14 protein-coding genes are annotated in these 15,103 nt (G+C 31.6%); 2 read left to right on the top strand and 12 right to left on the bottom strand.

Going from position 1 to position 15,103, the window contains the following annotated elements; genetic code table 11:
• Both ACFWV9_RS13460 and ACFWV9_RS13455 read right to left on the bottom strand, forming a co-directional pair.
• On the bottom strand, positions 1-3,066 hold the full coding sequence (locus ACFWV9_RS13460) for a SusC/RagA family TonB-linked outer membrane protein (RefSeq protein WP_411895751.1): 3,066 nt from the start codon (positions 3,064-3,066) through the stop codon (positions 1-3).
• Positions 3,067-3,338: 272 nt separating this feature from the next.
• Positions 3,339-6,143 carry a LuxR family transcriptional regulator gene (locus ACFWV9_RS13455; RefSeq protein ID WP_411895750.1) on the bottom strand — a complete coding sequence of 935 codons (2,805 nt, stop codon included), beginning with the start codon at positions 6,141-6,143 and terminating at the stop codon, positions 3,339-3,341.
• A 68-nt stretch (positions 6,144-6,211) separates the two neighbouring features.
• On the opposite strand from ACFWV9_RS13455, the gene ACFWV9_RS13450 reads away from it, so the two are divergent.
• A complete protein-coding gene (locus ACFWV9_RS13450) occupies positions 6,212-6,343 on the top strand; it encodes a hypothetical protein (protein ID WP_411895749.1) in 132 nt (43 codons plus the stop codon).
• Between the two features lie 53 nt (positions 6,344-6,396).
• A complete protein-coding gene (locus ACFWV9_RS13445) occupies positions 6,397-7,128 on the top strand; it encodes a VIT1/CCC1 transporter family protein (protein WP_411895748.1) in 732 nt (243 codons plus the stop codon).
• A gap of 3 nt (positions 7,129-7,131) precedes the next feature.
• Here ACFWV9_RS13445 and ACFWV9_RS13440 read toward each other — a convergent pair whose 3' ends face one another.
• The 10 genes from ACFWV9_RS13440 to ACFWV9_RS13395 all read right to left on the bottom strand — a co-directional run bounded on the left by ACFWV9_RS13440 (position 7,132) and on the right by ACFWV9_RS13395 (position 15,045).
• Entirely contained in the window at positions 7,132-7,803 is a 672-nt protein-coding gene (locus tag ACFWV9_RS13440; RefSeq protein ID WP_411895747.1) for a hypothetical protein, read from the bottom strand.
• A gap of 3 nt (positions 7,804-7,806) precedes the next feature.
• Entirely contained in the window at positions 7,807-8,250 is a 444-nt protein-coding gene (locus tag ACFWV9_RS13435; protein WP_411895746.1) for a hypothetical protein, read from the bottom strand.
• 66 nt (positions 8,251-8,316) lie between these two features.
• Entirely contained in the window at positions 8,317-8,769 is a 453-nt protein-coding gene (locus ACFWV9_RS13430) for an Hsp20/alpha crystallin family protein (RefSeq protein WP_411895745.1), read from the bottom strand.
• Between the two features lie 86 nt (positions 8,770-8,855).
• Positions 8,856-10,229: an MBL fold metallo-hydrolase RNA specificity domain-containing protein gene (locus ACFWV9_RS13425; protein ID WP_411895744.1), complete on the bottom strand. Its 1,374-nt coding sequence runs from the start codon at positions 10,227-10,229 to the stop codon at positions 8,856-8,858.
• A complete protein-coding gene (locus ACFWV9_RS13420; RefSeq protein WP_411895743.1) occupies positions 10,213-11,079 on the bottom strand; it encodes an ATP cone domain-containing protein in 867 nt (288 codons plus the stop codon). The genes ACFWV9_RS13425 and ACFWV9_RS13420 overlap by 17 nt, the downstream gene beginning before the upstream one ends.
• Positions 11,080-11,149: 70 nt before the next feature.
• Entirely contained in the window at positions 11,150-11,551 is a 402-nt protein-coding gene (locus ACFWV9_RS13415; protein ID WP_411895742.1) for a hypothetical protein, read from the bottom strand.
• A gap of 76 nt (positions 11,552-11,627) precedes the next feature.
• Positions 11,628-12,455, bottom strand: a complete 828-nt coding sequence (locus ACFWV9_RS13410; protein WP_411895741.1) for a universal stress protein — start codon at positions 12,453-12,455, stop codon at positions 11,628-11,630.
• A gap of 11 nt (positions 12,456-12,466) precedes the next feature.
• Positions 12,467-13,318: a universal stress protein gene (locus ACFWV9_RS13405; RefSeq protein WP_411895740.1), complete on the bottom strand. Its 852-nt coding sequence runs from the start codon at positions 13,316-13,318 to the stop codon at positions 12,467-12,469.
• A 485-nt stretch (positions 13,319-13,803) separates the two neighbouring features.
• On the bottom strand, positions 13,804-14,190 hold the full coding sequence (locus ACFWV9_RS13400; RefSeq protein WP_411895739.1) for a hypothetical protein: 387 nt from the start codon (positions 14,188-14,190) through the stop codon (positions 13,804-13,806).
• Between the two features lie 6 nt (positions 14,191-14,196).
• A complete protein-coding gene (locus ACFWV9_RS13395; RefSeq protein ID WP_411895738.1) occupies positions 14,197-15,045 on the bottom strand; it encodes a universal stress protein in 849 nt (282 codons plus the stop codon).
• Between the last annotated feature and the right edge of the window lie 58 nt (positions 15,046-15,103).

Here is a 15,103-nt window from a genome sequence, read left to right as displayed (position 1 = left end):
TTAAAAGTTTAAATTAATTCCTAATAGATAAGATGCCGCAACCGGGTAGAATCCTTTATCAATTCCACCTCCAAGAGGAGCACCTGTATTTGCAGATGGGTCAAACCCAAAATAGTCAGAAATAGTAAATAAATTATTTCCTGACACATATACTCTAAAACTATTTATCCCTAAAGAGCTGTTCATTTTCTCACCGAAAGTATACCCAATCTGTACATTTTGCAATCTTAAAAATGATGCGTCCTCAACATGAAAATCATTAAACACATCAGTATTTACATTTGCGCCAGAAACTGCTCTTGGCACTGAATTACTAGTTCCACTACCTTGCCATCTATCTAACATATATAATCCTCTATTTGCATATAAATCTTTACGCTCATAATCTCTTATCATTTCTTGACCAATAGATGCGAAGGCATTTGCACTAAAATCTATATTCTTATAAGTAAAACCGATATTTAAACCAAAGGTAACATCTGGTATTGGATCACCTATATTAGTTCTATCTTCTGCTGTTATTTCACCATCTCCATTAGTATCTACAAATATTAAATCACCTGGCGCTACATCTCCTATAGTACTGTATGTTCCAGAAGGTGCAGAAGCATCTAAGGCATCTATTTGTGCTTGTGTTTGGTAAATACCATCTGTCTCGTACCCATAATAGTGACCAAGCGGAAGACCAGGAACCATTCTAGTTATCCCGGTTTGGTTGATACCTACACCATATTCTCCACCAACAGGAGTTGTTCTTCCATTTAAAGAGATTACCTCATTGTCTATAGTTGTAAAATTGAAATTTATATTAAAATTGAAATCATCAGATAAATCATCATTATACCCTATTGCAAACTCCAAACCTGTATTACGCACTGTACCAGCGTTAACTACTGATGGCCCTGTAGCAGGTGCACCAACACCAGTAACCCCTGAAGCCTGAGGTGTTAATAACAAGTCTTTGGTTTGTTTTCTGTAGGCATCTGCAGTTATGTTAATTTTATTATCCCAAAAACGTAAATCAAGTCCAATATTTGCAGTTTCTTGTTCTTCCCATTTTAAATCTGGATTACCTGGTCTACCAGGCGCTAATCCAAATAATAAATCATCAGAACCAACATCAATAGTTGCTTGTCCGTCTAATCTAGTAACGAAGGCAAAGTTAGGTATACGGTCATTACCAATTACACCGTAACTGGCTCTCAGTTTTAAACTGTTTATCCAATTAACTTCTTGCATAAAGTCTTCGTCGGAAACATTCCATCCGATAGAACCTGAAGGAAAGTAGCCTACATTATTATCATCTTGTGAAGAAAATTGCGAAGACACATCTCTTCTCAATACTGCAGAAAATAAATACTTGCCTTTATAATTGTATTGAATTCTTGTGAATAAAGATGATAGTCGAGAATCAAACCAGTCCGCACCATTTTCTAATGCAGCTTCAGTGAATCTTGGCTGTCTTTCCATTCCTTCATCATAGATAGATTGTCCAGGCTCATTTGTACCCATCTCAGTTCTACCAACATCACCATAGAAACGACCTTTTGTTCTATATAAGGATGTTCCCAATAAAACCGTTAAATTATGATCATTATTAAAGGTGTTTGTATATGTTATAAGATTATCCCAAGTAAAATCAGTGAAATCTGCACCAAAATCTACTACTTCGTTGAATATAACGTCATCTTCTAGAGCTGCTAAGGAATTTACAGTATTAGCAGATTTACCACCACCATAATATACTTCTGGTCTAAAAATATCATCACGAACGTTGGCATGGTTTCCTTGAAATCTTGAAGTAACGGTAAAGTTTTCCCAGAATGTGTAGTCTAACCCTAATACACCACTGTAACGTTCTACTTTACTAGTATTATAGGTGTCTGCTATTTGAGCAACTGGGTTTATAATCTCAATTTGTGTGATATCATTTGCCAATGCAAAAGCACCATTTGCGTCTCGTACTGGCATAGTCGGGTTAATATTTACCGCATTATATAAAACTGCTCCAATACCACCTTCAGCTAAATTACTTTTTTCAGACTTAGTAAGTAAAGTGTTTGCAGTTAGCTTTAAATTATCTAATATATCATATTGATAATTTATTCTACCTGTTAACCTTTCATAACCGTTTTTATCTCCACCAACAATACCATCTTGATTTAAATATGAAATACCTGCAGAAAATGCAGACTTATCAGTACCACCGCTAACATTTAAACTGATATCTGAAATTGGTGCAGCTTCAAAAACTTCATCTTGCCAATTCGTACCGCTATTTGGATAAACAAAAAACTCTGTGTCATCTGCAGCGTCATTTACATAGATTGCAAATTCTCTTGAGTTTAATAGGTCCATTTTCTTACTTGTTACTTGAAAACCAGAGTAAGTATCTAATTGAAACTTTAGTTCAGAATTTGTTCTACCAGATTTAGTAGTAATTAAAATAACACCATTTGCTGCCTGTACACCATATATACCTGCCGTAGCATCTTTTAAAACATTAATAGTTTTAATATCATTAGGATTTAAAACAGATAAATCAGTAATTCTGTTACCATCTACTAAAATTAATGGTGCGTTATTACCATTTGTAGTAATACCTCTAATTCTAATATTGAGTCCACTTCCTGGAGAACCAGAGTTGGATGTAATGTTAACACCCGCAACCTGACCTTGAATAGCTTGCTCAACCCTGACTGGATTAAGCTTCTCAATCGCTTTAGAATCAAGTACACTAACAGCACCTGTGACTTCTTTCTTTTTTTGTGTCCCATAACCAATAACTACAACTTCACTTAATGCTTCAGCATCTTCTTGAAGTTGAATGGCTAATGGCTCTGCATTGACAATTGTAATTTCTTGTGTTTGATACCCGATATATGAAATAACGAGTATTGAGTTAAGTGGAACATCATCTAGAGTAAATTTTCCGTCAAAATCTGTAGAAGCACCTTTTGCGGTGTTTTTGAGAATAACATTTACTCCGGGTAATGGTTGGCCTGAGGAGGCTTCTGTAACTGTTCCTGAAATGCTAATGTTTTGACCAGAGATTAAACTTGTCATTAGCATAACAATTAAAGTTAAAAATTGATTGCGCATAGTTATTTTGATTTATTGCAACTTAAAACAAGTTGTTAAGAAATCATTAATTATTGGCTATACAATGAATATACAAGGCAATATTTTAGGCCTTTTTTTAACGCAAACTCAATATTTAGCCAATAAAATAAGGATTCTTGAATTTAATAATTAATTAACACAATTTCATTAAAACAGCTGATTTAACACGAATGTATAGTTTATGTATAGGTGTTTTTTGAAGTTGTATAGGAGATTTACAACTCTATGATATAGTTAGACAGGCTTTGATCATGCTCTAAGCCTATTTTTTTACGTAAACGATAACGTTTAACTTCAACACTCTTATGTGAGATATTTAAGAGTGGTGCAATTTCTTTAGACGATAAGTTAAGTCTTAAATAAGCACAAAGTCTCAAATCATTTGGTGTAATTGCGGGATGTAATGACTTTATTTTTTTCATAAAGTCCTTATCTACATTATTAAATGCTTCTTCAAAAAGTTTCCAATCTCCAGTGCTATTTAAACTTGAATTAATAACCTTAATTACATTTTTAATATCATCGGATGATTTTGATCTTGTAAGTTCCTCTTTAATATTATTTAATAGTTCATTTCGCTTAACGAGGTTCATAGTTGCTATTCCTAATTCCCTATTTTTATTTTCAATATCTAACTTCAGATTTTTGTTTTTAAACTGAATAAGCTGTCTTTGATTTTCTGATTGCTCAAGTTCTAACTCACGCGCTTTTTTTCTTAATAATTCTTCCTTTTGCCTTTTATAGTAACGCTTATTAAAAAAATGAACTAGATATACAGTAACCAAAGCTAATATAGTGTATAGGATTATAGCCAATGGTTTTAGGTACCATGGCTTTTCTATGGAAAAATTATACTTTACGATGTTTTCTGAGAGATTACCGTCGGTACTAGCTCTTGTTTCAAATGTAAAATCGCCATGTGGTAAATTTTCAAATACTACTCCTGGCATGTTAGACCAATTACTCCATTGATCATACATCCCCAACAACCTATATTGAAATTTGGTCGATGACAATGCATTATAACTTGTCACACTATATTTAAAATGGATCCTATTTTCATTTGTTTTTAGCGATGGTGACGCATTAATTGCTAATGGAACAGATTTATCTTGCGCGGAATTATAGGTAACACCATTTAAAAATATTTCTTTCTTTTCTTCTTTAAACTTGTCTAAATCAATTATTAAATAACCTTCGGTTGTACCAATTAGATAGCGCTTATTATCTAAATATAGAATATTGTCATAACCAGGTTTTCCTTTTCTAATCTCACTAGGAATGGGAACCACTTCTATTTCTGGCTTATCCGAGAGTTTTCCAGGTTCAATATATACGATATCATTTTTAGGAAAGCCCCAAAGTCTTTTTTCATCAGTGTTATAAATTAATTTACCGGAAAGGTACTTGTCTTCACTTAAAATAGAACTAAATAAACTATCCCTTATTAAAGTCGAAGTCTCACTCATATATGTAAATACACCGTCTTGGTTACAATATAGCAGGTTATCATTATAACGTGCAATACCAGACTTTGAACCCATTAAATTTGAAATCTGATTAGACTTAACAACGTTTCTAAAATCATCATCCAATGTTAACTTGTATACTCCTTTGTACTCATGGCTAACCAATATTTCTGAAGGCGATATAAATTCTAGATATCTACTGGAGATATCAAAACCTTGAATTTTATTTCTTTTTTCCCATCCTCTTTCAGTCTTTTCTAAAACATGAAGTCCTTTATAATTACCTGTAACAATTAAATTAGGCTGATTCTTTATCGGCTTCATGTTCCAAGTTCCCATTTCATCAGAGACTAAATTTGCTCGATTATTAGTTATAACAAATGTCCCCTTGTCATGCCCACAAAATAAAACGTTATCAATTAATTCTAGGCTCCAAACTTGCCCATTGGTTCCATTAATGAAAGTAAATCCCTCATTAGTATTAAGATCTTTATAAAATAATCCTTGATTTGTACCAAGATACAATGTAGTACCTATTTTCTTAGAGACATATACTGTTCCTAATATCCCTAACTTATCTTTATAAACTCTATATGGTGAATTAAAATTAATGACATTAATACCATTATCTAATCCCAGCCAGGCATTTCCGTAAGTATCTTCATTAATAGACAACACAGTATTATTACTTAATCCTATCTCTTGATTTATTGTAAACAGTATATCACCATTAGCGTCAATATTAATTATACCATTTGAAATTGTGCCGAGTACAAAACTACCATCCTTTAATCTTGCACTGCTATATATGCTCTCATTAAGAATAACATTATCAGCATTGATAGACCATTTAAACAAGTCTTCACCATCTACTTTATAAAATCCATTTTCTTTAGTAATAAGTAATAAATCATCTTCATAGCTAAACATATTTACTACTTCGAGGTTATTTATTTCATCTGAAGATAGAAATACGGATTCTTTCCCATTTTCGAATTTAAATATTCCCTCACCACGTTTCTGAAAATAAACAACATCATTAACTTCAAAAACCTTATTGATTCGATCTTTTGATTCAATTATTCTAAAAGAATTGTCATTTGTGTTGTAGATGAAAATACTTTCAAATGATTGAAATAGAATATAATTCTCAACCTCAATAATACCCCAAAACTCCTCATCTTCATGAATAATGACATCATTTTCCTTAGATAAGGATGTATAAAACAATTCTCCGAATTCATTTCTCTGCCAATAGCCAAAATCCATATAGCCACCGGTGTATATAAGATTGCCAACACTTTTAACAGATCTTAGAATTATGTCATTTGGGGATTTGTATAATTTCCAAGACGCTCCATTGTATTCTAATAGACCAATATTATTAGCAACATAAATGAAGTTTCTATCGTTTTGAGTTATAGACCAATTTTGATCTTCCGCACCATAATCTTGGGGCGTAAAAATATTAATAGGTGGAATTTCTTGAGACTGGATTAAAGTAGCAAGTAGAATAAAAAATACACAAAGTGGTTTTCTAACAAAACTCATTTTATAATGCTTTAAATATCACCACAACATTTGGCAAAATGATTTGTTAAGGTGCAAGGTAAGTATTTATGAGGGTTATTACAATATCTGTAGTGGTAAACTATCATGATTTTACAGATAAAACAGCTATAGAATCACTACTAATGCAACAGAATAAACCCAATTTCCCATTATTATCAAATAATAAAGAGAATGATTAATATCATAGATTATGAGATAAATGATCTCTATTTTTAGTTATACTTTATTGATTGTGACGAAACAAAAACCACCTATTAAGACTAATAATTGGTTCAATCCTATTCAAAAATATCTAGGAGAAATTGTATATGGTGGCATTGATGGTGCTGTTACAACATTTGCTGTTGTTTCTGGCGCTGTTGGCGCTGGTCTTAGCAATTCTGTAATTGTAATTCTTGGGTTTGCAAATTTACTAGCAGATGGTTTTGCCATGTCTGTAGGGGCTTATCTGTCTGCAAAATCAGTAAAAGACAGCCAAACAAATATTGATAAAACTAATATTGAATATTTACATAGCAATATAGCAGAAGAGTCAACAAAGATTAAAGAAATCCTTATATCTAAAGGTTACAAGGGAGAGTCATTAGAAACTACAGTAAAAGAAATTGTCACACAAAAAGATATATGGAAAAAGGAATTTAAAAAAAATAATATTGACCCAATTAATTTGCGCAAATCAGCTTTCAAAATTGGATTATCTACCTATTTGGCATTTATATGTGTTGGCCTCATCCCTTTAACTGTTTATGTATGGGATATTATTTGGAATTTTCCAGGTCATTTGTTTTTATGGACTAGTATATTAACTTCTTCAGCCTTTATACTCATAGGTTTATTAAAGACCTATATCACTGAAACTAGCAAGCTTAAAGGCATATTTGAAACCTTAGTACTTGGCGCAATAGCGGCAACTGTGGCCTATTATGTTGGTGATATATTAGAAGCAATAATAGTAGGATCTTAATTATTACAGTATATTTTCTTGCTCTTTTTTATCGGTAATTATCTCTACTGGATCTATTAAACTAAGTTCTTCTAATGCACTAACAACTATATTAACGTACTGGTTTATAGTCTTATCTACTTCTCTTGGGTCTGTAATATCAATATATCCTTTCCATAAGAGTTCCCTTTCTTTTGAAGGGCATATACAGTACATGGACGTTTCAGCATGATATACAGTATATTCATTGTAATAATCCTCATTATAAAATGCGTCTTGATATCTTAAAAAATCTTCTTTAAATCTTCGGTAAGTTTCATCGTATCCATCGAAGTCTTTCTTATAGGTTATCATATCCTCTACACCCACGACCTTAGAAAATAAGATAGCATCAAACCCTTTTTCAATTAATGTTTTCTCTAAACTATTGAGCTTATTTTCATTAAGTGGATCTTTTGAACTCGAAAGTATATTGAAATCGGTACTCGTTGCAGTTTCAACACCTCTAATTTCTAGAGCCTCTTTGAGTTTATTTTCAAATTTCAGACCTGCCTCTTCATTTGATGTGAGTCCTACAACAAGTACCTTATTTGGACTATAATTATCAATTTCTGGGTTTTTCCAATACTCAACCAATTGAGTCTCAGAACAACTAGTAATTATTATTAAAGCCAATAAATATTTAAAATATCTCATATACTATTTTAAAAGTCTCTTTTGTTTACTTTCCTTCATTACCAGTTTTATTAAACTAAAAAGCTTTTTCTTTATTTTTTGGTAACGCTTTTTGAATTCGCCTATAAGCTCAATTAAATTTCGATGTTCTTTTCTATACGCTGCTTCTTCTTCTAGTTGATCTATTCCATCTACCATAATTGCTAGACCTTTTTCGTGAGAATTAACTGCATTTAATAAAACTTGCGTGTTTTTAACAACCACTGAAAGTTTATCAATAATTGTTTTGCTTTCTTCAAAATGATTATTGTCTATTAAATTCAATGTGTAGGATTTAATCAGATCTTCTAAGAAAAGTTGTTCTTCTTTAAAAAACTGTAATTCAGAAAGCCATAGTCTTGAGGCATCGTGCATGTCTTCTGCACTTAACCATTCTGTGTGTTTTGCTTTTGTGTGAATTGTTTTCATGATAGTATGGTATAAAAAAGCAGAGTACAACACCTAAAAAATGTACTCTGCTTAAAATGTTGATTTTTAAATAACCTCTATAACTTTTTTAGGTGTTTCTTTTGATGGTTCCTTTTTAAGAAGATTTAATTTTAAAATACCCTCATTGTAAACTGCTTTTATATCTGCTGCATTATCAACAGTTTCTGGCAATCTTAATGAACGTTTAAACGCATTATAGCTAAATTCTCTGCGCATGTAATCTTCTTTTTCCTCTTCTTTTTCCATTTCTTTTTTAGCAGATACATTTAGCATATTATCTTCTAATGTAACTTCAAAATCAGATTTCTTAAAACCAGGTGCTGCAAATTCAACTTCAAACTCACCTTCTAACTCTTTTACATTCATTGCAGGCATTAAAGAATCTCCTTCAAAAAAGTTATCGTTAAAAAAGAAATCATCAGAGCTAAAAAAATCTTTTAGCTGCGTGTTATTCCATGGGAATAATCGGTTACGATTGTTAAATTTAATTAATGACATAGCTTTTATTTTAATAGTTAAACATGATTCTAGCTGAAATTTAAAAATCAAGGCTGATTCCTGAAATGATATTAATCAGTTTACTATTAAATAATTAGTTGTTCTACATCAGTCAGCTTTGGAATTTTTACAAGCCAATTATTTAAGGTTTCTAGCTTAACCCTAAATGCGCTAAGAGCGTTGGGCTCACCATGAATTAAAAAAACCTGCTCAGGGACGTTTTTAATTTCACCTAACCAGTCTAAAAGTTCACCTTGGTCGGCATGGGCAGATAAACTTTCTATATGCTCTACTTGTGCTTTTATTGGATAGTATTTACCAAAGAACTTAATTTCATGAGCACCCTCTATCAATTGGCGTCCACGGGTTCCTTCGGCTTGGTAACCAACCAATAAAACTGTTGTTGAAGGTTCATCAATATATTGTTGCAAGTATGTAAGCACCCTTCCTCCAGTAACCATGCCACTACCAGCAATAACAACCTTTGCTCTTCTATCATCTATTGTCTCCCAGGTTTCCTTGTAGGAACTAACAATATTTATATGATTACACATGGCATAATACTCTGATTCTGGTAATTTATGCCAATTTGGATAGTGTTTAAAAACATCTAACACATTGGTTCCCATAGGACTATCAATGAATATTGGTATATCTGGAATTTTATTTTGCTTATACAGTTTCCAGAAAATGTACATTAAGGTCTGAAGTCTTTCAACCGCAAAGCTTGGTATTATCAAATTACCTTTGTTTTGAATTGTTTTTTTAACAAGATCCGTAAGAACAATTTCTACATTTTGTTCTGGATGAAGTTTGTTTCCATAAGTACTTTCTATAAAGAGATAATCTGCCCATTGTGGTTTTTTAGGATTACTAAGTAAATAATCATTCTTTCTACCAACATCACCCGAAAAAACAAAACGCTTATCATTTATATCTAACTCAATAAAAGTTGAACCTATTATATGTCCATTATACTGAAATCTGGCGGCTATATTATCCGTTAATTGAAACCACTTGTCTGGCTCAATAGATTTAAAGTGCTTAATAGTCTTTTCAGCCTCATTTATGGTATAAAATGGTAAGGCAGGATTATGCTTCGTATACTTTTCTTTGTTGGCCTTTTTTGCTTCCTCTTCATGAATTTTTGCGCTATCCTTTAATATAATTTCTGCAATTGCCAAAGTTGGTGAAGTGCCTAGAATTTTACCTTTAAATCCTTGTTGTATCAGTCTGGGTAGATAACCTACATGATCTAAATGACCATGGCTCAATAATACTAAGTCTATTGCAGGCACATCTACGGGTAAATTGACCCAATTTAATTTCCTAAGCTCTTTTAAACCCTGAAACATGCCACAATCTATCATCATATTACATTCTGAAGTTTCTAATAAAAACTTAGAACCTGTGACAGTACTTGCACCACCCAAAAAATTAACCTTAACTATTGGTTTCATGATGTGTTTTTGAAATTTCACATAAGGCATCAATCTCAGATAAGATTTTTTCTTTTCGAGTGTCAGAAATCCCCAAATGATCTAAGTAAAAAACATCGCCTAAAAGTTGTCTACACAAAACAATATTGCGACTTAACAGAAACTGCTTTTCTCGTTTTGTCAGCAAGGTAGACACTGTAATCGGATAAAGACCTAGCTTATCAATTCTGTCTCTTAAACTTTCATTATTTGGATAATCCCAACTCAGTAAATACAACCCAGAACAGCGACCATATTGAACCGCGTCTTCAGAAAATCTTGTGTTTGTTACTACCCAACAACTATTCAATGAAGTACCATTACCGTTAGATTCCCAGCTAGACTTAATATCCCGGAATCTCGAGTTTATGTAAAGAGGGACTTTAACATTACAATTTAATCCCTGTTCACCATGAAACTTACACTCAATTATGGTAGTTTCATTATTTTTATTTGCGATAACATCTATTTCGTGCGAAACACATTTACCATTTAATACTTCACCAACGAACGTATCGTATCCTGAGTATCTCAAAATTTCTTTAATAAACCTTTCAAATGGAAATCCTGTTGGTCCTAGTTCGTAAATTGCTTTTTTTAATTTGTATTTTGAAGCGAGGTAACTCTTTTTCTTCTTCAGAAGTGCATACGCTCTATTATAGATCTCTTTGGTAGAAATACCTTGATAGAGCTCATCTCTAACTTTATCTATAATACTATCTATGGTCTCCTTATTGGCTCCACTTCTTTTTAATGAGGATCTGAGTTTGCTCAATGAAAACCTTACCCTTTTACCACTTGATTTTATAACCTCAAAATTGTCGTTTTTCATAACCAGATAAAATAATGTTGCCAGGACAACGAATTGCCCTGGCAACTCCCCAAACTAACCAAATCGCCGCTTAACCTAACGGCATATAGTATTCTTTAACTAAGGCCTTTAATTGATTCTTTGTCATCTTATCAGCCCTTTTTACATCCTTTATTCTAGCACCAATTTTTGGGTAATCGTTCTGCAAGACTTTAGCAAATCTTTGACCCATCATTGAAGGTCCTAATACAAGAAGATTTTTTGTATTCTTTAATTTTGAAACTATAGATTTAATAAAATTATTTGTTCTTAGTTTTTCTCGTTCAAGTACCTTGCGATCCTTAATTATTTCTTGGGCTCCACCTGGTCGTTCTAATTCTAATGATTGCACAACACTTTCTGTGGCGAGAATTGTAACCATATCTATGTTTTCTCCCGAAATTGTTACAATATGTGCCTTTTCTTTATCAATCCATATACCTTTATTTTCCATATATATATTATTATAATAATTAGCTATAGTTTAAATTTAGATTGTAATAACAGCTTTAACAATGATATTAATCACTTTAAGCCGGTATTACTAAAAATGGAATTAACGGATGAAATCCTATTTTTTTAATGACAGGTTCATGTGTTATTTTTTCTAAGCAGCTGTGTTTGTTATTAACCATAGCCAAGATGTCAATCTCTAATTCTGAAATAAACTCTTTAATCTCAACTTCCTTAGTACTGTAGTCTGGCATCCAATGGAACGTAGTTCTGTAATCTGAAAGTTGCTCCTTTAAATCCATATAATTAAGTTCTTGTTCTTTACTTAATTTTTCCTCTTCATTAATGTGTAATATTCTAATTTTAGAATTATGCAGATCTGCCATTTCAATTAATGGCGCCAGTTGTATATCGGTATACTTATGTTTAAAATCTGTTGGAAAAGCAATTTGACGTGGTGAAACAAAATCATGCTCATCAGGTACCAATAATATCGGACAATGTTTTATCTTCTTAATTACCTTAACCGTATTACTTCCAATAAATAATTCCTTTGCTCCAGTTGCTCCCTTTGTTCCCATTACAATCAAATCAATATCGTTTTGTTCTACTTCAGCATCTATAGCATCAATTAAATCGTGAGTACTGAGAACTGTATGAAACTCATGATTTGCATTTGGATCAGAAGATATCAATTGATCTCTAATCTCAAGAAGTTCAATAATTGCATTATCCTTCATTTTCTTTAATAAAGTATTAGAAAAATTAGACATTGTAGATGCCTTTAATGCAATGGAATTTAAAACATAAAATGTACAATACTCTTCTTGGAAAAACTTTAGTGCATAAACGATAGCACTCCAAGAATTATCTGAAAAATCCGTAGGTAATAATATTTTTTTCATTTCGATTCGTTTTAAATGGTTCTTCTTATATTTTGAAGTGCTAAAAATGGAATATTAGTATGTAATGATATTTCATCTACCTTAGACCTAAATAACATATCTTCTAAATAGGAATGCCTAGTATTTGCCATTACTAATAAATCAATTTTATATGCTTCAATGTGGTGCATAATTGCCTTTGACACATCTTTTTTATCTACAGTTTCAAATTTTAATTCTAATCCTTCTAACTCTTCTATAAGAAACTCTCTATTATCTATTTGTCGTCTTGATAGATTACTATATTTTGCGATATACAACACATCAACCACAGATCTAAAAGGTTTAAGCAAAGTGGATAATAATTTAAGCTCCCTTCTGTTGTAAGGAATTAAAAAATTGGTTGGAAAAAGAATGTGTTTGGGTTGATCGTATGTACAAAACTCAGGAATCACCAAAACCGGACAGGCAACATACTTTAATACTTGAAGCGTATTACTGCCAAAAGCATATGCATGATTTGTACTTTCCCCTTTCGTCCCCATTACAATCAAATCAATATTTTTATCTATTACAATTTTGTCAACCTCGTCCAAAATTGAGTTATAAGCTGATATGATGTGGTAGTTGAATCTTTTATGAGGTGCAAGAGTTTTTACATCCTTAAGCAATAATTTTAAATTTTCTTCTGATTTGATTTTAGCTGTTTCCCTTATTTTGTCAAAGGATTCTTCTTCTAATAATCTATGCTTTTCATATACCTCATCTTCATAAGTATGTAAGAAGAAGAATTCGCAATTATCATACTTAAAAAACTCCAATGCAAACCGTACGGCATTCATTGCATTGTCTGAAAAATCAGTAGGAACAAGCACATTTTTCATAACAGTTATAATTTTATTGAGCTATAAAACTATATCTTAATCATAACTGTTACAATGATATATATCATCTAGTTCAACTACAAAAATGGTGCTGGGCAAAACCAAAACAGGGAGCTTACACTCCCTGTTTCAACGAACATTATAATTTTATGATATTGTCTTTGTAGCAGTTTAAAGATATCTTTTTGTCTTAAGAAAACTGAAAGTACTTAAAACTTTATCATAAACTCACACTGCTCCTTAATTATATTATTAAAAGCCCCCTTTTAACAATTTTCAATTTAGAATAAAGAAATAAACCCTAAAATGATATTAATCAGTTTTAAATATTTAAATGATGACAATCAAAATAAAAGAAAACCAGATTTTAATAAAATCTGGTTTTCTTCATGATTAATAGCAAACTAACATTAAGGAACTCCCTGACCTTAATATTGGTTAAACATACCAATTTATTATTTTTCTAAAAATGATAATTATCAACTTTATAAAGGAATAAGATTATAAACTTCATTTAATAGAAATAAACCAACCAAAAATAAAAGTGTATAAATAACTTGAACAAATTTCACATTGGTTACCTGAAGCCAACTGACAGTCTTAACCGGAAATATAAATAAGCCAAGACCAATTATTAGAGAGAACCAACCTATCAAAGTTATTATAATTTTGTAATTAGCTTCCCAAATATTATGAAAGATGATATTAATCAAACCCACTATTATTGCCAAAAAAGAAAATAGTATTAAAAATTTTTGATCCTTAAGATCTTCAAAAATCTGTTTGATACGTTTTGGATTTAAACTTAAAATCAAAAAGAAAATAATAAGATACCATCCCCAAAATTTTGCAAAAGTTACTGATATATCCATAATAGTTTAATTATTGGTTTCATGTAATACAAGGAAAGGAATATTTGTATGATAGGTGATATTCTCTACCCTTGAGTGAAATAATATTTGTTGAAAATAATTGAGATTCTTTGCAACCATAGCTATCATATCAACTTCTCTACTTTCAGTAAAACATTGCACAGCATCTTCTAACTTGCTATTAGACAAGAAGAAAAATTTGTGATTATACTCAGCAAATAAATCTTCTAGTAGTTCTTTACCACTCTCTTGTTCATCATTCAGCTCAGTATTTGCCTTATTAACATGTAACACAGACAGTTTAGAGTCTCTTAATTCAATAAGTTCTAGTAGTGGTTTTAGTGTATTAAAATTGTTGTAGGAAGAAAAATCTGTTGGGAACGCAATTTCCTCTACGCCTTCATAAACCGCATTTTCTGGTACGACCAAGGTTGTGCACTTTACTTTTACAACCACATCACCAGCATTACTACCAATAACAATTTTTTTTAGGCCAGATGCACCTTTAGTGCCCATAATAATTAAATCGATATTTTTTTCCTCAATCTGCCTTCTTATGGAGTCAATAAAGAAACCATAGTCTACAACTGAATAAAACTTATGATAATCTTTGTCTGAAATTTTTGAAATACGTTTTAATAATGTGCGGAGTTTAACCTTAGCAGGCTTAACATACACTTCTTCAATAACATCTTCAGTGCTTATATATGTTGGGTCATTTAAAATGGCATTGCTCATGGTATTTACATGAAGTAAATAAAATACGCATGGTTCTCTTTTAAAAAACTCAAGTGCATACTCAATGGCATTCCATGAATTTTCGGAAAAATCTGTGGGTAGAAGTACACTCTTCATAATTCTTATAATTTAAGAGAACTAATTTAATTTCTTTTTGACGGCTCTAAAATGACGA

Source organism: Winogradskyella sp. A2 (assembly GCF_046762865.1).
Classification (GTDB): Bacteria; Bacteroidota; Bacteroidia; order Flavobacteriales; family Flavobacteriaceae; genus Winogradskyella.
Note: the sequence above shows the minus strand (reverse complement) of the source record. Positions and strands in the feature narration are given on the sequence as shown.

Excerpts from the sequence above, each read along its gene's own strand:
- ACFWV9_RS13440 (WP_411895747.1), bottom strand. The coding sequence starts at position 7,803 with ATGAGATATTTTAAATATTTATTGGCTTTAATAATAATTACTAGTTGT.
- ACFWV9_RS13425 (WP_411895744.1), bottom strand. The coding sequence starts at position 10,229 with ATGAAACCAATAGTTAAGGTTAATTTTTTGGGTGGTGCAAGTACTGTC.
- ACFWV9_RS13405 (WP_411895740.1), bottom strand. The coding sequence starts at position 13,318 with ATGAAAAATGTGCTTGTTCCTACTGATTTTTCAGACAATGCAATGAAT.
- ACFWV9_RS13430 (WP_411895745.1), bottom strand. The coding sequence starts at position 8,769 with ATGTCATTAATTAAATTTAACAATCGTAACCGATTATTCCCATGGAAT.
- ACFWV9_RS13395 (WP_411895738.1), bottom strand. The coding sequence starts at position 15,045 with ATGAAGAGTGTACTTCTACCCACAGATTTTTCCGAAAATTCATGGAAT.
- ACFWV9_RS13420 (WP_411895743.1), bottom strand. The coding sequence starts at position 11,079 with ATGAAAAACGACAATTTTGAGGTTATAAAATCAAGTGGTAAAAGGGTA.
- ACFWV9_RS13435 (WP_411895746.1), bottom strand. The coding sequence starts at position 8,250 with ATGAAAACAATTCACACAAAAGCAAAACACACAGAATGGTTAAGTGCA.
- ACFWV9_RS13400 (WP_411895739.1), bottom strand. The coding sequence starts at position 14,190 with ATGGATATATCAGTAACTTTTGCAAAATTTTGGGGATGGTATCTTATT.
- ACFWV9_RS13415 (WP_411895742.1), bottom strand. The coding sequence starts at position 11,551 with ATGGAAAATAAAGGTATATGGATTGATAAAGAAAAGGCACATATTGTA.
- ACFWV9_RS13410 (WP_411895741.1), bottom strand. The coding sequence starts at position 12,455 with ATGAAAAAAATATTATTACCTACGGATTTTTCAGATAATTCTTGGAGT.
- ACFWV9_RS13460 (WP_411895751.1), bottom strand. The coding sequence starts at position 3,066 with ATGACAAGTTTAATCTCTGGTCAAAACATTAGCATTTCAGGAACAGTT.
- ACFWV9_RS13450 (WP_411895749.1), top strand. The coding sequence starts at position 6,212 with ATGAGGGTTATTACAATATCTGTAGTGGTAAACTATCATGATTTTACA.
- ACFWV9_RS13455 (WP_411895750.1), bottom strand. The coding sequence starts at position 6,143 with ATGAGTTTTGTTAGAAAACCACTTTGTGTATTTTTTATTCTACTTGCT.